Genomic DNA, 23,588 nt, shown 5'->3' on the forward strand with positions numbered 1-23,588 from the left:
CTGAATCCGGCACGCGGGGCCTCTTCGCTCTCCCGTACGTTCATCGACAGCAGTTTGCCCTCTTCATTCCGTCGGGCCGAACGGTTCGAGATAACGTTTTTTACCTGCTGCGGTGGGCGCCACTTCGAAGAGTACGACCACTTTGTTCTTACTCGCTTTCATGATTTTTGCTATTTTTTATGGTTCCTCCACGATTTTTATGGCCGTTCGCCGGGCGCTTTTCAGGTCGCCGGCAGCGATATGTTTCAGCAGTTTTTCGTGGGAGGCTTGCGAATCGGCGAAACACGCCGTGCTTTCATAAATGCGGTTGAATTCGAACAGCAGATGTCTGGATGCGGAGCGATAGATGTCGGCCAATATCCGGTTGTGGGTGGCATCGGCAATGGCGATATGGAAATTCAGGTCGGCTTCGATGCACGCCTCCAGCGCCCCCCTTTCCGCATGCGCTTTTCTTGTTTCGAGCGCAAGCCGCATGCGTTGTATATCCCTTTCGGTTCGCCGAGCCACGGCTTTCTCCACGATGGCGATATCCAGAATTTTTCTCACCTCGTCGAGCTCCGTGCGGTCGGCCGCGTTTATTCTCATACCGAGGCGGTCGTCGTCCGACGGTTCGGCGACGAAAGTTCCTGCGCCCTGCCGCACGCGAATAATTCCCGTGTTTACCAGCAATTTCACCGCTTCCCGCACGCTCGACCGCCCCACGCCGAACGCTTTCATCAGTTCCGGTTCGGTCGGGAGCTTGTCGCCCGGTCCATAAGTGCCCTCCGTGATTTTTTGTTTTATTTCTTCGGCAACCCTGTCGGCCAAAGACTTTTTATCTACCATTATATGCATCTTAAATTAATCATATCATCAGATGATTTGCAAAGGTACGTTTTTTTACGGAGAAACCAAATCGGATGAATCTGTTTTTTCAGTCGGCTCTGGAAATTCGGTCGGATATGCTGTTTCTCGGCGCCCGTACCAAGAATCATATGTTTGGAATCCGGTTGTCGGAGGAACAACGATTATTTCGTTCGAGGCGGGACGAGTCCTTGTTGTACTGCTTCTGGGTGAATGCCGAAAGCGAGGTGCGGATTATATTTTTGTAGACTGATTTATGGGCGCAATAGTGGAGTAATTGAAATGTAAAGTTGTCATATATTTTATTTTTGTAAATGTAAGTTGTATATTTGCTCCAAAGAGTTTAATGATGGCGTGTATTAAGGGCAAAAATGGAGCAATGGATTACGTGTGGATTTTTGAGCAATATTACCGGGGATTGGCTTATTTTGCCTACCGGTTGTTGAAGGATAGAGAGGCGGGAGAGGATGTGGTTCAGGATGTTTTCGTAATGTTGTTTGAGAAAGGAGTTCCTTTTGAAAAATCCGGTGTGTTAAAATCTTTCCTCTATATTACCGTTCGAAATCGTTGTTTAGATTATCTGAAACATCAAAAAGTGATAGAGAAACACCGGGCCGAATTGCTTTTAGCCGGCGGAGAGCCTTCTCGCGATTCGATATGGGCTGCTCTTGTCGAGTCCGAAACCTTATCTATCATAAAAAAGGCCATTGATCAATTACCCTGTGAATGTGCAAAAGTTATGCGTTTGTCTCTTTCGGGATATAATAGTACCGAGATAGCTGAAAAATTGGATGTAGAACCCAGTACCGTCCGGGCTCAAAAGCAACGGGGGCTTTTATTACTGAAAAAATATATTCCGCAACATCTTTTTGTTTTCGTGTTCGGAGGTATGATTTGAAAATAGTTATCGGAGATTCGATGACGGAGTCTCTCGATTGTAAGATTTCTTTCATGTCGTCCATTTTTGACGGATAGCACTTTAACCCCATCCCCGGGTGCTGTCATTCAATGTTGAATGTTAAAATTGAATTTTTTTTAGTCACTTATCGGGATATAATCGTTTTGTATATAAAATGGCAAAATATGCAAAACTTGAAAAAATATTACAGTTGGGCACAGAAAATCGCTCACGGTCTGTTGAACGGAGAGAGTAAGTGGAGGGAGGAGCTGAAAGAGGAGACCGGATTGCGGGAAGAGTTGGAATGGCGTTTTTCTCCGGATGAGTTACGGAAGGGATTGGAAATTTTTCGGGAGATCGATGGGGAGGAGGCAATCGTACGGATAGAGAATCGACTGAAAAGGAATCGTTTACGAAGATGGAGTATGGTCGGGGTGAACGTGGCTGCTGTGCTTGCTTGTGGATTTTTTGTTGTTTTGTGGATGAATGAGAAGCGGGAGCAGAGAGAGTTATGGACAGCCGAGAAATGGAAGACCCCTTATTTGCTTGTCGGGGAGAGCAAGAAAATAGATTTGTTCGATTCTTTGACCATCGTGCAACGAGGAGTTGTGGTTGAAAATAGGGCCGGGGGAAAATTGAGTTATCGAAGCGCATCGGTACGAGACACGGAAGAACCGGTTATAAATAAGTTGGTCGTACCGAAAGGATGCGAGTATTACGTGGAACTGGCTGACGGAACGAAGGTGTGGTTAAATGCCGAGAGTGAGTTGTCCTATCCGGTTTCTTTCAATGCGCTCGAACGGGATGTCGAATTGAGGGGGGAGGCTTACTTTGAAGTAACGAAATCCGAGGTTCCCTTTGTCGTGAAAACCGGAAATATGGATGTCCGGGTTTTGGGAACGGCTTTTAATGTTATGGCCTATGCGGACGAGTCGAACGTGGAAGTGACGTTGGAAGAGGGAAGTGTACGAATCCATGCCGATGGTAAAGAAACTTTGTTGTCTCCCGGTCAGCAGGTCGTGTTTGAGAAAACGGATTCCATTTTACAAGTAAAGGAGGTAAATACGAAAATTTATACCGGTTGGCGTTCGGGAGAATTCCTGTTCGAGGGAGAGTCTCTGGAAAGGGTAGGGCGTAAACTTGCCCGGTGGTATGACATGGAGATCGTCGTGGATAGCGTGTTGCGCCATAGATCGTTGAACGGTTCGTTAAAACGTTACGAATCGATCCGGGAATTTCTCGATGTATTGGAGTTGACCAATGAGGTGAAGGTAAATTATCGGGAAGATCGAGTGGAAATTTTATCCAAGAAAGAGTGAGGTAATCGAAAAAATCGGGAGATCTGACCATCCCCCGATTTTTATAGGTTACACCTATATATGTTGTTTAACCCAATTCACAAATTTATGAAAAAAAATCGACTTTCTCCGTTCTGGAGAAGAATTAAGGGATTTTTATCATCTAAACAGGTGATGATTATGCTCTTCGGTATGGTGATTTCGTTGCATTCGGGTATGGTTTCGGCACAGAAAGTGACGATCGACGTGAAAAAGGCCTCTTTGGTTTCCGTTTTGGAGGAGATCAAACGCCAGACGGGCTATCGTTATCTTTTCGTGGGGGATCAGGTTCGGGAGGTAACCGATATCACGCTTTCCATGAAAGATCAACCGGTGGAAACCGTTTTGGACTCTTGTCTACGGAATACGATCTGGACCTATGCCATTTCCGATAAGACAATCGTCCTTTCTTTGAGAGCGGGTACCGCGCTAAGTAAATCCAGGCAACCCGTTAAAAATGAGGTGGTGGGAATCGTGAAGGATAAAAAGGGGGTCCCCATGATCGGGGTAACGGTAAAACTTGTAAACACGACGCTGGGGATCTCGACGAATAGTAAAGGTTTTTTTAAGTTGCTTTTGCCGGTAAAGAGCGGAGCGTTAGAGTGTTCGTTTATCGGCTATAAGACGCGGAAAGTAGAGTTTACCGAGAAGCCGGATACGCTTCGGATTACAATGATCGAAGAGGTGGCCGACTTGGACGAAGTGCAGGTGATTGCTTACGGTCAGCAGAAAAAACGGACCTCCGTGAGTGCGATCTCCTCTATCAAAGCCGACGATATAAAGGAGTTGCCCACGCATAGTTTGGAGAGCCTGTTACAAGGACATATGGCGGGTGTCGAAGTAAATAATATATCCGGCTCTCCGGGAGGAGGAGGTTCAATCGTGGCCATCCGCGGATATAACTCTTTTTTCTCCGAAGGAGAAGGGGATGACCGTTCGTATGGAACTCCCTTGTACGTGGTCGACGGGGTGCCGATGCAGTCCTTTACTTCCCCGATCACTGGAACGAACATGTTGTCGAATATCGATCCGTCGATGATTGCTTCGGTAGAGGTGCTGAAAGACGCGGCTTCTGCGGCGATTTACGGTTCCCGTGCCGGAAACGGGGTGATTTTGATTACCACGAAAAAGGGACGGTCCGGACAGGCGAAGTTTACGGCTAATGTCTCCTATTCGGCTTCATGGATCCCCAAAACCCCCGTAGTCAGCGGTGGACAGTTAGAGCGTCGGTATAATATTAAGGGACTTCGAAACACGATTATTCCTTATAAAGATACCGACGGACATTGGAAAATGCCGACATCCTACGAAGAAGCATGGAAATACAGGGGGTCCAGTCAGAATCAACCGGTATACGACTGGTTTTGGGGGAATCGTAATGAGGCTAATCACAATCAGCGTTTGCAGGACAGTTTGAATCCTTTTTTCAATAATTCCACGGATTGGTGGCGGTATGCTTATCACACGGGTAAGGTGTATAATGCCAATCTACAGGCGAGCGGGGGATCGGAAACCGTTCAGTATATGATCGGTGCGGGATATTACAAGGAGGAAGGTATTGCTTACGGCAGCGATTTTCAACGGGTGAACGTGATGACCAACGTTTCCGCTCGTCCGACAAAACGTTTGAGATTGGACAATTCGCTTTCTCTCTCCTATAGCGACCGAAGTGTTGGTGGCGGTGCTACCGGGCATAAGATAGAGGGTATATCGGTAGATCCGATGTATAGCTCTTCGCTTAATCCGGGCGGGTCATACATAGAAACAGAGCTATTGCATCAGTTGAATAGTATACAGGAAAAAAATCATACGTACGCGGCACGTTATAACCTGGTACTCGATTACGAGATTTGTCGCGGATTATCCTTGCGCGTGTCGGGAGGAGTCGATTTCAACCAGAATAATATGAATCATTTTGAACCGAGTACTTACGACACGCATTATCACTGGTCAATGTCTCGGGGTGAGGTCGGACGAGCAATTTCACTGTTGAATGAAAACCTGTTAAACTACTCTTTCTCGATCAGACAGACGCATAATTTTGAAGTGTTATTAGGTTTATCTTTCCAGAAAGATCAAGCATTCAGTAATGGAGGAGACGCTCGCAAAGGTCCGAATGATTACGTGCATTACGTTCAGGGACAGTGGGGCGATAATAGTGGCTTGGTTGATGTTGCCGATCCCGGGAGTAACTATAAAATGTTTGAATCTGCTTTTCATTACTCTTCGGATTTTGAAGAGGAGCGTATGAACAGCTATTTCGGACGTTTGACCTATAATTTTAAAGAGAAGTATATGTTCGAAACGACGATCCGTCGCGACGGATCGTCGGTTTTCGGCGAACAGGTACGTTGGGCGACTTTCCCTTCGGTTGCCGCGGGATGGGCTTTTTCGGAAGAACCTTGGATGAAAGGATTGTATTGGTTGAGTTTCGGTAAGATTCGGGCCAGTTGGGGTAAGTCCGGTCAAAAGTTTCGTCAGCGTTATTTGGCTCACGGGTTGATGACCGGAAGTGGAAATACGTTTTTAGGAAACGGGGGAGTTCTTCCGGATAAACAAGGTGGAGTGATCAATCGCAAATTGACCTGGGAGGAGACCGATCAATACGATGTCGGGTTGGATGTTAGTTTTTGGGACTATCGTATTAAATTAACCGCGGATTACTATTATCGTTACACGAAAGGGCAGTTGAGTAGAGTAGAGCTTCCTGGAGATATCTATTTCCATGATTTTCAGTGGCAAAATGCATTGGGAGTATCCAATTCGGGTGTCGAAGTGGAATTAACAGCCGATTTTTTCAGGGAGACCGCCGTAAAATGGCGGATGAAGTTTAATATATCCCGGAATTGGAATCGTTTTAAGAAAAGTCATGACGGATGGGATTATCAGGGAAACGTATTGGGGAAACCTCTCTACCGGATGAAGGTATACAAAACCGACGGATTCTATAACTCTATGGATGAGGTTCCCAGCTACTACTTGGAGGCCGATGGTATGCCTAAACCTTTGACCGGGGGAGGAAATTATAAAGTATTTTTTCCCGGATCGCGCAAAATTATCGATCTGAACGGAGACGGAAAAATCTCGGATGCTGATCAGTATTATGCTGCCAGTCCTCTTCCCGCGGCATATGGCGGTTTTATCAACGAGATTACGTGGAAGCAGTTCGATTTGAATGTTATTTTTAACTATTCCTTGGGTCGTCATATCATTAATGCTTATAAGCAAACGCATGTAGAGCCTACCAACGTGGAAGGTTGTGTTATGGGAGATGTTCGGGATTTCGATGCCTGGACCGGCCCGGATAACAAATTCCATGATTTTCCCCGGATTCAAATGTATAACGGGTTGATAGGTCAATTTTTCGGGTCGAATGATTGTAATATCGAAAAGGTACATATGATCCGTTTAAAGCAACTCACGTTAGGGTATAACCTGCATGAAAAGCTGGCTAAGAAAGCAGGTTTGTCCGGTGTGCGTTTGTTTTTGACAATGGAAAACCTGTTTTTACTGACGAATTATTCCGGTCTGGACCCGGAGATCGTTGATATTACAAGCGGTAAGGATAATTTGAGTTCTTATCCGCTTCCCCGGAAATTTACGGTCGGTTTGACTATTAACTTTTAAAACAAAAAGTGATGAAAAATATATGTATTATACTGCTTTTTTTACCGCTTTTCTCCTGTAATGACTGGTTGACGGTCGAATCGGAAAAATCGGTAACCTATATCAATTATTTTAAAAGCGAACAGGATCTGGAAAACGTGTTGAACTCGATATTCGGGAATGAAAAGAAAATATTTGCTTCGACTTCTGTTAACAATCTTGAGATAAGCGGATTAATATGTGATTATGGAAATTTTTATGAGGATATAAGAAATTTGGTTTCTGAGGAGTTTTTTGATGGAAATATGGCGAGTTGGAGCCGTCAGTATTCCACGATCTATTTAACGGATATGTTGGAAGAGAATCGTTTCCGGTTTAAGCATATTTCGAAAGAACGGGCCGATTATTGGATTGCCCAGGCTAATTTTGCCAAAGCGTTGATGTATTTTGACGTGATCCGGAAGTGGGGCGAGGCTCCCCTGGCCCCGGGTACGGAATCTATGGAACCGAGAGGCAAGAGCTCGACCATGACACTTTTGGAAGAGGCAATCCGTTGTGCGAACATCGCTTTACAGCTTCCGCCACACGAACAATTGACCGATTCTCGCGGTAATGCTGTGACCTCCAAACAATATGCCAGCTTGGGAACCGTTCATACCCTTTTGGCCAATATCTACGCTTGGATGGGCGGATTGTACGGGGATCGAAAATATTGGGAGGAGGCCGAGAAGCACGCTTCACTCGTGATCGACGGAAAGGCCGGGTTTTATGATCTGGAACCGAATATACTCTCCATGAAAAACAATACATTGGGTCCCGGCCGGACAAGTGTCGAGACTATTTTCGGTATAGAGATCAACGAACGGGATGAGCCAAGATTCTATAGTACGATGTTCGAATACCGTTATCCCGGTTTGTTATTACTTGATTATCCTTACATGAAAGCTTCTCCCAAGGACATTGAATCCGGTACTCAAGAACCCGTAATTTATGTCGAGACGGTTAAAACTTTGTACCCCGAACGAGGAGACGAAAGACGGAAAGAGTATTGGTATGAGTTGGGAGAGATCGGTTTTTGGGAGGATTCCGATTGGGATGAAGAGGGAAACGTGATCGATTCGACATGGACGCTATCCGAATACGCTTTTTTAGATAAATGGAACAAAGAGATCCGGAGTGTGAATCCGGAAATGCTGGAAGAGGGAGAAGCTCCGTTATTGGCTATGGATGGAAACCGCGTGGTTTGGAGGTTGGCCGACCTGATTTTACTTCGGGCGGAGTGTCGGGCTCGCTTAGGAATGGAGACCGCCGTGAATGATTTGAATCGCGTACGTAACCGGGCCGGATTGCCCAACTATTCGAAATCGACCGCTCCGGAAGCACTTCGTTTGGAGATATTCCATGAACGGGAACGGGAGTTGTTCGGGGAGGGCGGACGATATTACGATGTCGTACGGAACGGTTATTTCCAGGCGGAATTGTCTTGGGCTTACGAGCGTTTGACAGATAATGACGTTAAAAGCGGGGCATTGTATCTTCCCGTGTCAAAAAATTCATTTCTTAAGAATCCATTAATGAAACAAAATATTTATTGGTCATGGCATCAAAATTAAATACAATAGGTAAGAGTATAGCGGTCGTGATGGTAGTCGTCTTTGCTTCCTGTACGAAATACGGTTATATCGACGGTGGACTGGCGGATGGAGTTCACGATTGCACGATGTGGGAATATTTTCACACGGATAGTTACAATTGGGATTCGACGATTATCATGATCGAGCATGCCGGATTGAAATCTCTTTTCGACGGAACAGGGGAGTATAAGGATATTACCTTTTTCGGGTTAACCAGCCTGAGTATCCGACGTTATCTGTTAGAAAACGGTTACGAACGGGTAACCGATATTCCGGAAGGAAAATGCATGGATATTTTACAAAAGTTGATTGTACCCAAGCGCCTGATGCTGGGGGATGTGCCTTGCGGTAATCGCTTGAACAGGGGAGGAGCAACGTTTACAGAATATGATGGGATGAGATGTCCGGCGCTTCGCGGGGAGTTGTTTTTGTGGACTTTTCTGGGCGATTATCAAGGAGTTCCGCATGCGGGAGGCGTAGTTTTGAATTTGGCCAGCCGGAATGTGGAAGGAGCGGAGAACGAGGTCATAGCCTCTTCGAATATCCAGACGACTACCGGTGTGGTTCACTCGCTCAATTATGATTTTAGGTTTAGAAACTTTTAAAATGCGGAACGATGAAAAAAATAATATATCTATTGATATGTGTCGGAATCTTCTGGATGACAGCTTGTGACGATGTGGAGATAGGCTATTTGGTTACGGAGAAAGCCGCTTACCCGACAGATACGTTGTATTTGTATAACATACAAAATCAACTTCAGGAGTTGATCGTGATTCAGGATCAGTTTTACGCTGTTGCCAAGCCTTTGATGGATGAAAGGGACGATTGGAAGCAAAAAGCGGAAGAAAAAAAATATGAATTGTGGGATTTCGACGATTACGTCCTTAATCCGTTAGAAGCGGCTTTAGAGGCTACCACGGACCCGGTACAACGTGCGATTCTCGAGCAACAGCTGGAAGAAAAATATGCGGAACGACAGACCATCTTGGATGAAAAGAATAGTTATGATAATAAAGCTTGGAATCTTGATAGTAAAATTCGGAAACTTGCCGTCGATATGGGAATCGGTTCGGAAAGGGAGTTGAAAAACAGGATTTCGAAACTCCAGAATATGATAGAGTTTAAAATTCCTTGGATGACACCGCCGATGGAGTCGGTTTTCGGAACTGAACCGTTACTGTATTCTATTGCCGGGGTAAAAAACGAAAATCAGGCCAATGCGGAACTTTTTCTTAAAAGTTTAACCATTATCGGGGGTGGGCGAATGTACGTGGATCAGAACGTGCAAGCTCCCCCGGGAACTTACTTCGTTTCGGTTCGAGTGGAAAATGAGGGACAATCAACTGTCCTGAAAGATATTTTTACCTTTATCATTCAGGAAGGAGATCAGACAGAGGATTGAGGACAATTGAAAGGAAGGAAGGATTCTGTGATTGAGAGATTGGGTGATTGAAGGATTGTCTTGTCTTAAAAAAGCTTAGGGTTTGATTTTTAATTTGCAACTGCAAAGGTCAGACACTGGTTTTTATTCGAAAATGATTCTTAATTATAATTCGTAGATGCTTGTTCACGAGGATTTATGGTTGGCGATGGAAGAGATTCTATCGCGAATCATAAAACCGTGAAATGATTCTGGGATTAAGGGATTAAAGTGATTAGAAAGATCGACGATTGTAGATTAAAATAATTCCGGGATTAAGAGATTCTATGATTGAGTGATTGTAATTTACAATCTACAATTTAAAATTTACAATGAGCGGAGGACAATAGGGGAATCAGGTGATTAAAAGATTTACGATTTCGGATTTTGGATTTACGATTTATGATTAAAAATCAAGGGATTAAGTGATTGGGTGATTTCGAATTTCCTTTAATACTACAAGAAATATCGTTACTTCTATTTATCAAATATTTAATTGTATGACAAAATGATGAATGTAAAATATATCGTTACATGTTGTTTTATTATTCTGGTTTGTTTATCCTGTCAGACGTCGGACATGGGAATGATACAAACTGACGAAGAGTCGGAGTGGGATAATAAATTATGGGAAGCTTTGCAGAAAGATTCTGTATTTATGGAAATAGGTAAATTAATGAATAACAAAACATATTATGAGCAAGTTTATTCTGTTATGAAATCTACTCCGTCGGAACAACAGGATCGTTGTATTCGGGAAATGAATGATAAACGCTATGCCGAGTTGGATGAATTGATTATAAAGATTAAAGAAAAATACGATGATTATTCTTTTATCTATTTTCAAAAACTGTATGATATCGTGAATAAAAGTCAGGCTAAAGCGTCGGACGAAGTAGATTATGATTTTGAAGAAATTCAGGTGTATGGAGATTGCGCTTATGCAATCATGACGGCAAGAGATATAATGTATAGTATATATGATTTGTATAGTAAGTTTGCCGCTCGCTATCCTGAATATGCTTCCACGTTTAAGACTAGATTAGTCAAAGGTTCTTTATTTAAAAAACCATGGCCTTACCCTGAAAAAAGAGGGTTGCAGATTATTCTATCTAATGAGGTACTTATAAAGACCTATAAATGTGAGAATATCATTGAGATAGCAAAAAAATTGAAAGGTGTCGGTACTTATATGACGAAAATACGGGATCTTTTACAGGAGGCTGTAATTTATGTTCGTCAAAACCCCGATCGACCGTTTCCTCCTCAAGGACAAATCAATCCGCCATCTCCTCGAGAACCGGGTCCCCGACCCTATATTAAAAACTCGGAAGATAAACTGGCTAAAAAAAATATTAAACGAACCATGTCGAAGCAACTTCAAAATACCTGTGTGACAAGTATAATGGAATATATCAGTAATGAATATTGTGGAGGAGGAAGGAATGAAGGTGATTTTTGGTTGGCTTATATGCAAATGACAGGAAAGTGGGTTTCGAATTATGGAATTGAAAGTAAATATATTCGGAAATTGGTATCGAACTTTTTTGATACTCCTTCCTATCCTGGTATTCAAGCGTCTATTGATAAAAAATGGGTCGTGATGACGACGATTCCTTCTAAAATAAAGAACTCCGTGCATAACGTTCTTATCGTGGGTTACACGAGTGATAGAAAAAGATATATCTATATGGATCCGGAAGTGGGGTATCTGCAAGATGCTCCTGTCAGCATGTTTTCCGGTGGTAAGTATTATATAAGTATTTCGGGTTGTAAATAATTTAAACGTGAACTTATGAAAACAACAATAAAAATTATCGGTAGTGTATGGATCATTTGTAGCTTGGTAATGATTTTAAGTGCAGGTGGTGAAAAGCGGTATAACGTTTCTCAATTAAGGGGGAAATGGAAGATGGAAACCAATTCTCCCAGGCCGGATCAAATTTTTCATGAATTTATTCATGGGTCATGTAAGGCAACACGTTTGCATAATAAAGATACGGTGATACAAGCAAAATACTGGTTTTATTTGTCGGATAGTATCGTTACCACGTTTGATTGGCGTCAAGTGGATGCCTTGACACAAGGAAAGTATATAGTGTTTCAATACGGTGAAGATTATTATCCTCCTTACGAATTTCCCTGTGATGTCTTTAAGATTTTTTCCTTAAATCAAGATTCTTTGGTCATGCAATATGTCCCTAAGGGAGACGAAGTAATGATAGGAGGAGGACCTGTCACATATAAACGAATAAGCAATTGATAATTGTAGATTTTAGATTGCCGATTTTAGATTAAAAGGATTAAGTGATTCACTAATTGGGTGATTCAGGTAAGGAAAATCGCTTTTTTGACTTTTGCTTGGAAATAAACGGATCGCGTGAGCTTATGAAAACAACAATAAAAATTATCGGTAGTATGTTGATAATCTGTACTTTGATAGGTATCGTAAGTGCGGGTGGTGAAAAGCGGTATAGAATTTCTCAGTTAAGAGGAAAATGGCAGATGGAAAATCGGTCTCCCAGATCATATAAAGCCACAGGTGAATATACTTCTCGAATTTACACGAGGATCAGTATAATGAATGGTGATACATTGATAAAAGCAAAATATTGGTTTTATTTGTCGGATAGCGTCGTAACTACATTTGATTGGAAACAGCTTGATGTCCGGACAAGTGCCCGGTCAAGTGGGAAGTATATCGTGTCTCAATCCAGTGAAGATCTTATGCCTTCTTGCAAGTACTCCTGTAGTGTGTATAAAATTCTTTTTTTAAATCAGGATTCTTTGGTTATACAATATGTTCCTAAAAGAGGCGAAGTAATGATAGGAGGGGAACCCGTTGCATATAATCGAATAAGCAATTGATAATTGTAGATTTTAGATTGCCGATTTTAGATTAAAAGGATTAAGTGATTCACTAATTGGGTGATTCAGGTAAGGAAAATCGCTTTTTGACTTTTGCTTGGAAATAAACGGATAGCATGAGCTTATGAAAACAACAATGAAAATTATCGGTAGTGTATGGATCATTTGTAGCTTGGTAATGATTTTAAGTGCAGGTGGTGAAAAGCGGTATAACGTTTCTCAATTAAGAGGAAAATGGCAGATGGAAAACCGGTCTTCCAGACCAATTCAAGTTGTAGATGAATATATTCATGGGACTTACACGACAACCTGTTTGCAGAATAGAGATACGATAGGACAATTAAAACATTGGTTTTATTTGTCGGATAGTATCGTGACGGCATTTGATTGGAAACAGATTACTGTGCGGACAAGCGGGAAGTATATTATAACACAATACGGTGAAGATTATTTACCTCCTTACGAGTACCCCTGTAAAGTATATAAAATCCTTTTTTTAAATCAAGATTCTTTGGTAATGATACGTGTTCCTGAAAGAGGCGAAGTTAGGATCGGTTTAGGACCGGTAACGTTTAATCGAATAAGCAATTGATAATTGTAGATTTTAGATTGCCGATTTTAGATTAAAAGGATTAAGTGATTCACTAATTGGGTGATTCAGGTAAGGAAAATCGCTTTTTGACTTTTGCTTGGAAATAAACGGATAGCATGAGCTTATGAAAACAACAATGAAAATTATCGGTAGTGTATGGATTATTTGTAGCTTGGTAATGATTTTAAGTGCAGGTGGTGAAAAGCGGTATCGAGTCTCTCAATTAAGGGGGAAATGGAAGATGGAAACCAATTCTTCCAGGCCGGATCAAATTATCCGTGAATTTATTCACGGAACATGTAAAGCAATATGTCTGCAAAATAAAGATACGGTGATACAAGTAAAATACTGGTTTTATTTGTCGGATAGTATCGTTACCACGTTTGATTGGCGTCAAGTGGATACCTTGACACAAGGAAAGTATATAGTGTTTCAATACGGTGAAGATTATTATCCTCCTTACGAATTTCCCTGTGATGTCTTTAAGATTTTTTCCTTAAATCAGGACTCTTTGGTCATGCAATATGTCCCTAAGGGAGACGAAGTAATGATAGGAGGAGGACCTGTCACATATAAACGAATAAGCAATTGATAATTGTAGATGTTAGATTGTAAATTTAAAAAACGGTATTCAATCTATAATCTACAATTTAAAATTTGCAAAGAATGTGTGGATTCGGAGATTGAAAGATTAGGTGATTCGAATGTAATCTCTTAATCACGAAATCATTAAATCACATAATTCTTATAGTTTGCAATCTACAATTTGAAATTAAAAATTTATTGTTATGAAAAAAGTGTTATTTATCAGCGTATTCCTAATGGGAATGTTAGGAAATGTATTTGCTCAAATGGTGATTTTCGAGGGGAGTTTTGACGAGGCGATGAAAAAAGCCAAAGAGGAGAAAAAGGATTTGTTCGTGGATTTTTACGCGGATTGGTGCGGACCTTGTAAGATGATGGCAACACAGGTTTTTGTGCAACCGGAAGTCGGCGATTATTTCAATGCCCGTTTTATCTGCGTGAAGGTGAACGTGGATGCGAAAGAGAACAAGGAAATCGCGAAGAAGTACAATGTTACCGCTTTGCCGACAATGGTTTTTGTCGCTCGGGACGGTAAGGAGCTACGAAGGATAACGGGAACCAAAGATCCGGTTTCGTTTATTAAAGAAGCCAAAATTGCCAGAGGAGAAGCCCTGAGTTTCGAACAAATGTACGAAAAGTACAAAAAGAAGAAAAAAGATATCGCGCTTTCGCGAGAACTCTTGCTGGAAGCTCCTGCTTTTCTTGCTACACGTCAAGAGTACGAGGGAAGGAAATGGGTAGCCCGTATCGATAATCTCTACGCGGAGTACATGAAAAATAATAAATTGGACCACATGATTACCGAACCGGATTTCATGATCCTGACCATGTATCATGCCCAAACGGGTAAAAAAGACCCGGTTTTCGATTTCGTGGCTGCTAATTTCGATCAATATGCAAAAGTCGTGGGAAAAGAGGTAGTGGCGGGTTACCTGATGGGGTTGAATAACTCTTATATCATCCAATTGTGTAAAAAGGGGGATCTTTCTTATAAAGACCGTTTGGCACGCGTGAACGGAGATTTACAAAAAGTATATGCCGGAATCTCTTTCGGCTCTCTTTCCGTGTTGGATGCCATCACCTTGCTGGCGGACGCCACCTATAGTTTGTACCGGCACAACGAAAACGATTTTTTCACTAACATGGATAAATATTTTGCCGGAAAAGGGGAGGAAACGGATATAAACGACTATACCCAATCCTTGGAAGACCTGTTCACGGCTTACGAGGGCAAATTGTCGGAAAACGCGTATTCGAAATGTATTCCCTGGATCGGGAAAGCTCTTGAAAAGAAAATGGATTCGGGTTTGCGTACCCGTTTATTGATCATGATGGGACAGTGTTTCCAGCATACCGGTCAAACCGATAAGGCCAAGCAATCCTTTAACCAGGCTTTTCTGACCAGTACTCAGATCGAGAACAAGATGATGATGAAACAATTGCAACAAGTGATTAAGCAAAGCTTAGAAAATTTATGAATAGATGGATATTATTTGTGTTGCTTCCTTTCTTCTGGGAGGGGAGTTTTGCCCGGGATACGTCAGACGTATTTCGGCACGGGAAATTAAAGAACGGTTTGACCTACTACGTGCGGCACTCGGTTGCCCAACGGGGACGTGCCGATTTTTACCTCGTGCAGAACGTGGGTGCCTTGTTGGAGAATGATGACCAGAACGGTTTGGCTCATTTTCTGGAACACATGGCTTTTAACGGAAGCCGGAGTTTTAAAGAGGGGATTCCCCGTTTTTTGGAAAGAAGAGGGGTAAAACATTTTAATGCCGAAACAGGACAAGACGAAACGGTGTATTATATTAACTCGGTACCGACAAAAGACAAGCTTTTAGTGGATTCCTGTTTGTTGGTATTGAAAGACTGGTCGGGTTTTCTTTTACTCGACCCGAAGGAGATCGATAAGGAACGGGGAGTGATTTTCGAGGAACGGCGTTCCCGGCGGGATATGAACGCCCGGCTAAAGGAACAGACGGATCTTTACACGTATAACGGCAGTCGCTATGCCACCCGGAATGTTATCGGGACGGTAGAGGTGCTGGAAAGTTTTACCCCGATAGAGTTGAAAGCTTATTACCATGATTTTTATCGTCCGGACTTACAGGCCGTGATCGTTATCGGAGACGTGGAGCCGGCCCGGATAGAGCGAGAGATACACCGTCTTTTCGATCCCATTCCGAAACGGGTCGATCCGAAGCCGAGGCCGGTTTTTGAAATACCGGATAACCCGGAACCTTTGTACGCGAAAGCTTTCGATAAAGAGTTGACCTCTCCCGATATGGTATTGAGCCGAAGGATGAGAAGGGTTCCCCCGGTATCGTTGAAAGAGATGATGAAAAATAATTTGATCGAAAGGTTTTACAATGATATCGTGGTGGGACAATTAGACGCCTATATCAATACGCAAAATCCGCTGTTTCTGTTGACGGCCGTCGATTACGGCCGGTTGGTCCGGAATTACAACAGGTGGAGAATCTACGTACAGGCTTACCCGCACAAAGAACGGGAGGCGTTGACGCAATTGATGGAGGAGATCGAGCGGATTCATCGTTTTTCTTTGACCGATAAAGAATTGAAGAGACAGATAGACGCTTATCTTCCGGGATTGGAGGAGACGGAGAAAAACAAGGACAAGTTGCCTAACGCGGCTTATGTGACTATTTACCAGAATAATTTTCTGGAAGGGAATCCCATCTCGAGCGTGGAGGAAGATATCTCTCTTTCCCGGGAGATTTTATCGGAATTGACGGCAAAGGATTTGCAGGATTGGGTAGCATCCTGGTATACGGACGATCGGAACTGGGTGTTCGTGATGCGGGGTAACGATCCGGCTTATGATTTTCCGAGTAAGGACGAGGTTAAACAAATCATGGAAAATGCCCGAAAGGCGGATATCAAACCTTTGGATTTCGAGGTGACTGCAGTTCCCTTGCTGGATTTCGAGGTGAAGGGCGGCGAGATCGTGAAAGAGAAAAAGATCAAAAAATTGGATGCCGAGGAGTGGACGCTTTCCAACGGGTGTAAAGTGTATTATAAATTTTCGGATACCGACGGGCCGAAGGTGAGTCTTATGGGAGAAAGTCCCGGGGGAAAATCGCTGCTTCCGGCCGAAGATTTACCTTCCGCATCGGCTCTCTCTTCCTTGATGATGCGTTCCGGTTTGTATAAACACGATGTCCGGATGATGCAGGCCATATTGAAGGGACACCAGATTCGTCCCGATATTCGTCTGGGAGAGGCCTCGGAAGGGGTGAGCGGCTATTGTGACAATAACGAGACCGAGATGCTGTTCCAAATTATCTACCTCTTGTTCGAAAAGCCTCGTTTTGATCGAAACGATTTCGACAAGTTCGTTTACCTGAACAAAATGGATTATGAGAATACCCCCCGTACCGCGGAAGACACGATTTCCGAGGCGATGACGAAGCTTCGGTTAAAGGATTCACCCCGGTTATGGAAAAGGAACGATCAGTATTACGATGCTATGGATTTCGATAAGATGGTGGCCATTTATCACGATCGTTTCCGGGATGCTTCCGATTTTCGTTTTTACCTGACCGGAAATATCGGGCGGGAAGAGGCTCGAACATTGGTGAAACAATACTTGGGAGCTCTTCCTTCCGTCTACCGTAAAGAACAACCGGTGAGATACGATTTGCGCAAAAGCGGTTCGATGACGGAGACGATCGAGGCGAATATTCCGGATCATAAATATATCGTGAACATCGCGTATACCAATAAATTGAAATTAAAACCGGGAGAGGAGCTTTGTATAGATATTATCCGTGAAATCCTTTCCAATCGTTACCGGGATATTATCCGGGAAGACGAGGGAGGAGCTTATGGAGTGGAGGTGAGTGCATCTTATCTTTCCTACCCCAAGCCTTATCAGTTTATAGGTATTGATTTTCAAACCAGCACGGAAAAAGGCGATCGGATGCGGGCTATCGTCCATGAGCAAATTCAACGGTTGGTACAGGAGGGGATGAGTGAGGAAGAGGTGGAGGATATCGTGATGATGATGAAAAAAGGTCGTGCCCGGATGCTGAAGAACAGGGGTAATGCTCATTGGATGGAAGCCCTGCGTTACTACGTGGAAACGGGTAAGGATATCGATTCGCCGGCTTATTTCGAGAAACCGATTGAAAAGATCGATGCCAAGGAAGTGCAGGCGGTTGCCAAAAAGTTTTTCGATACCGCCGAATGTGCGGATATCGTGATTAAATCTGACCATTGACGATTTAAAATTGTAGATTGACAATTAAATAACACATTGCACCTGCCCCGTGGGTTATTGATTAAATGAAAGACGAATAGATTTGAGAATTTATTTATGATTAAAACTCTGATCTTACAATCTTTAAAATCATATTTTTTAAATTTACAATCGTCAATCTACAATCGTCAATTCTTTTTGAGTTTGCTCTGGATCGGATAGTGGTCTGAGAATTTGACGGTATCTCGGAGGTAAGAGACGGTTTCGAACGAGGAGGAGTGGAGGATATGGTCGATACGGAAGGAGGGAAATTCTCCGATATAAGTGTTGCCTAATCCTCTTCCTTTTTCGACAAAACTGTCTTGCATGTCGTCGTCTAAAGTGCTGTAAGTATAGGAGAGAGGAGTATCGTTGAAATCTCCGCACAGGATGACGGGATAGGGGGATCGGTTCATGTGTTTCTTGATGATCTCGGCTTGCCGGGCTCTGTTTTTGTTGGCGGCAATCAACAGGGAAACGATAGAGTGTACCTCTTCGGACAGGGCTTGTCCTTTCCCTTCCGATAGCTTTTGCAGGAGTTTGCGGTCTTTGTCTCCTAACCGGTAAGACTCCAAATGGACGCAATATACGCGTACGGTATCGTTTGAAACGGCAATGTCCGCGTAAATGCAGGCGGCCATATATTTTTTATCGAAATCGATAAAACCCGTGTTTAATAAAGGAGTACGGGATAAGATGGCGATATCTTTTTGATGGTAATAGTAGGGATAGGTAGAGAATCTTGCAAAAATTCCTTTTTGTTGAGGCACCTCCTGAAGGCAGACGAGGTTCCCCGGGAATCGATTGATGTACTCTTCCAGTTGTTGGGGTGTCTCTTTTTGTTTGGACCAGCCGTATATATCCATTTGCCGGACATTATAAGAGAGGATCGAGATATCGTATGGTGTATTTCCGGATATCGGACCGTTCATCCCGTAATAGGTTCTCATGAAAGGATACCCTGCGGCTAAAACGAACAGGATAAGCCATGCCGTTTTTTTCCAGCGTGCAATCCAATACAGGAGTAGAATCAAATTGACGATCAGGAGATAGTGATAGGCTAACCCTATGAGGGAGGAGAGATAACAGGTGTTCGGGTTTACGTAGGGAGAAGTATAACTCCCCAATAGGCCTAAAATAGCGGTCCACGTGATGATTCTGATAAAGGTATCGATGATTCGTTTCAACCTGATTTGTTTTATGGGTTTAATTTCTTCCCGATTTGAACAAAATCTCTTTCTCCTCTTTTGTCAAGCTTTCATATCCCGATTTGGAAATCTTGTCTAAAATATCGTTGATCCGGTCGTCTTTTTGTTTTTTGTATTCGTTGTACTCCCTGTCATTCATATCCGATGCCTTCTTTTTATACTTTACCCGCATCTTTTTACGGGAGATAAATAGTTTTCCGATCTTTTCAAAGAAGTTGACGATACCGCTTGCAATATCCCGGTTTTTTCGAATGCCTAACGTGAAAAGATAACCGAAAAGAGCTCCGCCCAAGTGGGCGATATGTCCACCTGCATTTCCCGAAGGTATGCTGATGATATCGATTGCTGCCGTGAAAAGGGCCAAATGGATTAATTTTACCGGGCCGACCAGGAATATATAGATCCGGTGGTTCGGCAGGTAGGTACAAACGGCAAAGACGATGGCCATGATAGAAGCCGAGGCCCCTATGGCCCATGAAAAATAGCGTTCCGTGGCAAAAGCCGGGAAGATCGCATAGGCCGCCATATAGATGATAGCCCCTGATATTCCGCCGAGAATATATACTCCCGTCAGTTTTCGTTCCGAAAAATAGTTTAAAAAAATCCCTCCGAACCAGTAGAGCCATAACATGTTGAACAGCAGATGAAAGAATCCGAACTGTGTAAACATATAGGTAATGATGGTCCAGGGAGTGTACAGAAGATTGTAAGGATAAGCGGGAACTCCCACGTAGGGCAATAAAAATTCGTCTATCCCCCGGTATCCGGCCAATATAAAGACTACGGCTGCTAACTTGATGACAATGAAAACCGCGATATTGATGTATATCAGTCGGCTAAGGGTCGTTCCTTGTCTGAAAGGGCGTTTTATTCCGCTCCATATTCCTTCAGAGAAAGGGGTATTACCATATGGGTTATAATACGCGGCCATAATCGATCAATAAAAACGTTTACTGTGTTTGCGCCAATAACGTATCATGAAGAACCCGAACAGCATACCTCCCAGGTGAGCGAAATGGGCCACGTTGTCTCCCACTTGATTTTGAATGCCTAAATACAACTCGGCGGCTCCATAAAAGAGAACGAAATATTTAGCCTTAATCGGTATCGGAATGAACATAATGAACAATTCCGTGTTGGGAAACAGCATGCCGAAAGCTAACAAGATTCCGAAAACGGCTCCTGAAGCTCCGATCATCGGAATGTTGACGTATCCCTGTATGACGTTTTGATAGATGGCCTCTGCCGTTTTAATATACTCCTGGGAATTCGGATGGTTGGTCCAACCGTCGATAAAGGCGACTAAGTCGTTCGGAATGCCTCCCAGATGAGTTCGTAAAAATTCTGCTAATAAGCCGGGGTCCGGTGTATTTTGAAATGCATAGAACTCCTCCTGCATGTTGTGGTAACCGTACCAGCTGACCAATGAATAGAGTAGTGCCGCTCCGATACCGGTGACCATGTAGTATATGACAAAACGTTTGCTTCCCCACACCGATTCAAGAATGCGTCCGAACATGAATACGGCGAACATATTGAAGAATATATGCGTTAGCCCTTCTTGGGTAAACATGTGGGTAATGTATTGGTAGAAAGCGAAGTGCTTGGATTCCGGAAGGTGTAATCCTAAAATATTGACCCAATCGATACCGGAGCGTTTTCCCATGAGGTTGATCAGTAGAAAAATGATCACATTGATGATGATGATCGCTTTTACCGCCGGGGTAATATTGGAAAGTGGACGATAATTACTCATTTTTGTTCGGTTTAGTATTTTGTTTGTTTACCGGTTTATGCTGTCTGTTTTCCACTTTGTTTACCGGTTTGTTTCCGTTGGAACGGTTTGTTTCCGTCCGGTTGTTATTTTTTTGTACGTTTTTCCGGTTATTTCTGTTTTTGGAATAGTTCTTTTTAGGTTGTTTCTTTTCGTCAAAGCGGTTTAAACTCTCTTCTCCTACTCCATCCGTGTATTTGATATCTTCCGGTCGCTTTTCATTCGTATCTAAAGCTTTAGGTGGAATAAAACCTCTTTTGTTCATGGCGATAATCTCTTTCACCCGTTCCACGGGGAGTTTGATTAAAGCTCCTTTTCCCTCTTTATCATAGGTATAAGACATGGAACGTCCGAATATGTCGGTTTTTTGATGATAGAGCATGCCTTCGCCGGTATTCAGCCAAACATTGGAGGAAGGAAAATCTTTTTGCTCGTCGATGTAAGCATCCACTTCGTAGTTAAGGCAGCATTTTAACTTGCCGCATTGGCCTGCCAATTTTTGCGGGTTCAGGGAGATATCCTGATAACGTGCCGCGGAAGTAGACACCGATATGAAGTTGGTGATAAAGGTCGAGCAACAAAGTTTTCGTCCGCACGAACCGATGCCGCCAATGCGCCCTGCTTCTTGGCGTGCTCCGATTTGTTTCATTTCGATACGGATGTGAAAAGTTTCGGCCAGTACTTTAATCAATTTCCGGAAATCCACCCGGTCTCCGGCAATGTAATAGAAGATAGCCTTTGTTTTATCTCCTTGGTATTCGACATCTCCGATTTTCATGTCCAAATTAAGGTCTGCAGCAATCTTGCGGGATTTAATCATGGTATCATACTCGAGGGCGATAGCCTGTTGCCATTTTTCGATATCGTGCGGTTTGGCTTTCCGATACACTTTTTTCAGCGGATTTCGTTCCAGATCTACCCGTTTCAATCGCATCTGTTCCCGGACCAGTTCTCCTGTCAGGGAGACGATACCGATGTCGTGCCCTAATGCAGCTTCTACGGCAACAATATCTCCGATAGTGAGATTCAGGTTGCTGTTGTTCAGGTAAAAACCTTTTCTCGTGTTTTTAAAGCGAACTTCGACGATATCGGAAGTACTACAACCCTCCGGGATATCTTGCATCCAGTTGTATTCCGTCAATTTACCGGCAAGCAGACGATGGTCTATTACCGGAACGATAGGATAGGGCTGTTTATTTTGGTTTTCGGGATTTTCCCGGATCTCTTCGTTTATTTCTTCACTCATACGTTAAGACTAAAAGTTAAAAATTAAAAGCTAAAAGTTACGACTGAAAATCAGGCTGTTTTCCGTTTTCACTTTTCTGGTCAACCTATGCGTGCGGTTGACCTATGGACGGATATTTTGCATTACCTTAATGCAAAGATCCGTGAATATGATTTTCCCGTTTCCGTTGCGGATGATGTCGCTGTAAGCTCTTTCAAACTCTTCGTAAAGCGGGATTACGTTGCCTTCATGTACATAAGGAGAAAATTTTACGGAAAAATCTTTCTCCCGTTTGGTCATGTATACTATATTTTCGAGCTCAAAGTTTCTGACAAAGTTTTCACGTATCATACGGATGCAATGAGTTAGAAAACCTTTTTGCCGCTCTCTTCCCAGGGCTGCCAATTCGTTGACGAATTCGTTAACCGTTAGCATCTTCCTCTCCCAGCACAAGCGCATCATTTGAATGAATTTTTCCTGGTTATAAACGGACTCTTCCGTCTCTTCGAGGGTTTTAAGGGCCTTTAGCCAGCTTCCGGAGGCCACGTGGGCGACTTCGTTCGCGGAATCGGGAGACAGGCTTTGCTGGCGGATCAACTGTTTGGCAATCTCTTCTTGTCCGAGAGGAGGAATATGAACACGTTGTGTCCTGGATAAAATGGTATTGATAATTTCTTCCGGGTGTTCCGAGACTAACAGGAAAAGAGTTCTCGGGTAAGGCTCTTCTAAAATTTTGAGTAGTTTGTTAGAGCATTCCGGTTTCATTTTTTCCGGTAGCCATATGATCATTACCTTGTAATCCGATTCAAAGGGTTTTAGTGCCAGTTTCCTCAGGATATTCCCACTCTCTTCCGTGTAGATCATGGCTTGTGCGTTCTCGTCGGCTCCCATCGCCGATAGCCAGTTCTCCAAATCTATGTAAGAATTGTTCAGTAGTACATTTCGCCATTCGTTGAGATATTCATCGCTAACGGGAAGTTTGATTTTTGTGGATTTTACCACGGGGAAAACGAAATGCAGATCCGGATGAATTAATTTTTGCATCTTTTTGCAAGCCGGGCAAACCCCACAAGCTTCCTCGTGCTTATCGCCCGTGCAAAAAAGATATTGGGTAAAAGCCAGGGCCAGGGCCAGACTACCGGAGCCTGTTTCTCCGGTAAATAGCTGGGCGTGACTCACTCTTCCCGATTGCAGGGTGGCGAGCAGTCGCTGCTTTATCTCTTCATGGCCGATGACTTCTTTAAAAAACACGTTTTAATTTTTAAATTTAATGATTTAGATTCCAGCCGTACAAGACTTTTTTAATTTAAGACCGGGCTTTCTCGATCAGC

The 23,588-nt window shown here is 43.2% G+C and carries 20 protein-coding genes; 14 read left to right on the top strand and 6 right to left on the bottom strand.

Annotated elements, in window-relative coordinates; genetic code table 11:
* Nucleotides 1–177 precede the first annotated feature (177 nt).
* On the bottom strand, nucleotides 178–825 hold the full coding sequence (locus tag BN3283_RS13770) for a FadR/GntR family transcriptional regulator (protein ID WP_059027276.1): 648 nt from the start codon (nucleotides 823–825) through the stop codon (nucleotides 178–180).
* A gap of 74 nt (nucleotides 826–899) precedes the next feature.
* On the opposite strand from BN3283_RS13770, the gene BN3283_RS13775 reads away from it, so the two are divergent.
* From BN3283_RS13775 to BN3283_RS13840, 14 genes are all read left to right on the top strand, one after another.
* Entirely contained in the window at nucleotides 900–1,091 is a 192-nt protein-coding gene (locus BN3283_RS13775) for a hypothetical protein (protein WP_059027059.1), read from the top strand.
* A 131-nt stretch (nucleotides 1,092–1,222) separates the two neighbouring features.
* The gene (locus BN3283_RS13780; protein WP_286137680.1) at nucleotides 1,223–1,741 is read left to right on the top strand and encodes a sigma-70 family RNA polymerase sigma factor; all 519 of its coding nucleotides are present in this window, start codon (nucleotides 1,223–1,225) and stop codon (nucleotides 1,739–1,741) included.
* A gap of 185 nt (nucleotides 1,742–1,926) precedes the next feature.
* A complete protein-coding gene (locus BN3283_RS13785; protein ID WP_286137681.1) occupies nucleotides 1,927–3,060 on the top strand; it encodes a FecR family protein in 1,134 nt (377 codons plus the stop codon).
* 87 nt (nucleotides 3,061–3,147) lie between these two features.
* Nucleotides 3,148–6,705, top strand: a complete 3,558-nt coding sequence (locus BN3283_RS13790) for a SusC/RagA family TonB-linked outer membrane protein (RefSeq protein ID WP_059027065.1) — start codon at nucleotides 3,148–3,150, stop codon at nucleotides 6,703–6,705.
* Nucleotides 6,706–6,716: 11 nt separating this feature from the next.
* Nucleotides 6,717–8,297 (top strand): RagB/SusD family nutrient uptake outer membrane protein, encoded by a 1,581-nt coding sequence (locus BN3283_RS13795; RefSeq protein ID WP_059027067.1) that lies wholly within the window; start codon nucleotides 6,717–6,719, stop codon nucleotides 8,295–8,297.
* Complete coding sequence (locus BN3283_RS13800) at nucleotides 8,282–8,923, top strand: hypothetical protein (protein ID WP_059027068.1); 642 nt, start codon at nucleotides 8,282–8,284, stop codon at nucleotides 8,921–8,923. The genes BN3283_RS13795 and BN3283_RS13800 overlap by 16 nt, the downstream gene beginning before the upstream one ends.
* Before the next feature lie 11 nt (nucleotides 8,924–8,934).
* Entirely contained in the window at nucleotides 8,935–9,723 is a 789-nt protein-coding gene (locus tag BN3283_RS13805) for a hypothetical protein (protein WP_059027070.1), read from the top strand.
* A gap of 526 nt (nucleotides 9,724–10,249) precedes the next feature.
* Nucleotides 10,250–11,521 (top strand): hypothetical protein, encoded by a 1,272-nt coding sequence (locus tag BN3283_RS13810; protein ID WP_059027071.1) that lies wholly within the window; start codon nucleotides 10,250–10,252, stop codon nucleotides 11,519–11,521.
* Nucleotides 11,522–11,536: 15 nt separating this feature from the next.
* Complete coding sequence (locus BN3283_RS13815; protein ID WP_059027072.1) at nucleotides 11,537–12,004, top strand: hypothetical protein; 468 nt, start codon at nucleotides 11,537–11,539, stop codon at nucleotides 12,002–12,004.
* Between the two features lie 125 nt (nucleotides 12,005–12,129).
* Nucleotides 12,130–12,609, top strand: a complete 480-nt coding sequence (locus BN3283_RS13820; protein WP_059027075.1) for a hypothetical protein — start codon at nucleotides 12,130–12,132, stop codon at nucleotides 12,607–12,609.
* A gap of 124 nt (nucleotides 12,610–12,733) precedes the next feature.
* Complete coding sequence (locus BN3283_RS13825; RefSeq protein WP_147625633.1) at nucleotides 12,734–13,201, top strand: hypothetical protein; 468 nt, start codon at nucleotides 12,734–12,736, stop codon at nucleotides 13,199–13,201.
* 124 nt (nucleotides 13,202–13,325) lie between these two features.
* Nucleotides 13,326–13,793: a hypothetical protein gene (locus tag BN3283_RS13830; protein WP_147625635.1), complete on the top strand. Its 468-nt coding sequence runs from the start codon at nucleotides 13,326–13,328 to the stop codon at nucleotides 13,791–13,793.
* Nucleotides 13,794–13,989: 196 nt separating this feature from the next.
* On the top strand, nucleotides 13,990–15,264 hold the full coding sequence (locus tag BN3283_RS13835) for a thioredoxin family protein (protein WP_070807485.1): 1,275 nt from the start codon (nucleotides 13,990–13,992) through the stop codon (nucleotides 15,262–15,264).
* A complete protein-coding gene (locus tag BN3283_RS13840) occupies nucleotides 15,261–18,032 on the top strand; it encodes a M16 family metallopeptidase (protein ID WP_059027080.1) in 2,772 nt (923 codons plus the stop codon). The genes BN3283_RS13835 and BN3283_RS13840 overlap by 4 nt, the downstream gene beginning before the upstream one ends.
* A gap of 167 nt (nucleotides 18,033–18,199) precedes the next feature.
* On the opposite strand, the gene BN3283_RS13845 is transcribed toward BN3283_RS13840, so the two are convergent.
* From BN3283_RS13845 to BN3283_RS13865, 5 genes are all read right to left on the bottom strand, one after another.
* Entirely contained in the window at nucleotides 18,200–19,237 is a 1,038-nt protein-coding gene (locus BN3283_RS13845) for an endonuclease/exonuclease/phosphatase family protein (RefSeq protein ID WP_059027082.1), read from the bottom strand.
* 19 nt (nucleotides 19,238–19,256) lie between these two features.
* Entirely contained in the window at nucleotides 19,257–20,189 is a 933-nt protein-coding gene (locus BN3283_RS13850) for a rhomboid family intramembrane serine protease (protein WP_059027084.1), read from the bottom strand.
* 6 nt (nucleotides 20,190–20,195) lie between these two features.
* On the bottom strand, nucleotides 20,196–21,014 hold the full coding sequence (locus tag BN3283_RS13855) for a rhomboid family intramembrane serine protease (protein WP_041505183.1): 819 nt from the start codon (nucleotides 21,012–21,014) through the stop codon (nucleotides 20,196–20,198).
* Complete coding sequence (locus BN3283_RS13860; RefSeq protein WP_082667116.1) at nucleotides 21,007–22,278, bottom strand: PSP1 domain-containing protein; 1,272 nt, start codon at nucleotides 22,276–22,278, stop codon at nucleotides 21,007–21,009. The genes BN3283_RS13855 and BN3283_RS13860 overlap by 8 nt, the downstream gene beginning before the upstream one ends.
* A gap of 102 nt (nucleotides 22,279–22,380) precedes the next feature.
* A complete protein-coding gene (locus tag BN3283_RS13865) occupies nucleotides 22,381–23,508 on the bottom strand; it encodes a DNA polymerase III subunit (RefSeq protein ID WP_059027086.1) in 1,128 nt (375 codons plus the stop codon).
* Between the last annotated feature and the right edge of the window lie 80 nt (nucleotides 23,509–23,588).

Origin of the sequence: Gabonibacter massiliensis, from assembly GCA_001487125.1 — a bacterium.
GTDB lineage: Bacteria > Bacteroidota > Bacteroidia > Bacteroidales > Marinifilaceae > Gabonibacter > Gabonibacter massiliensis.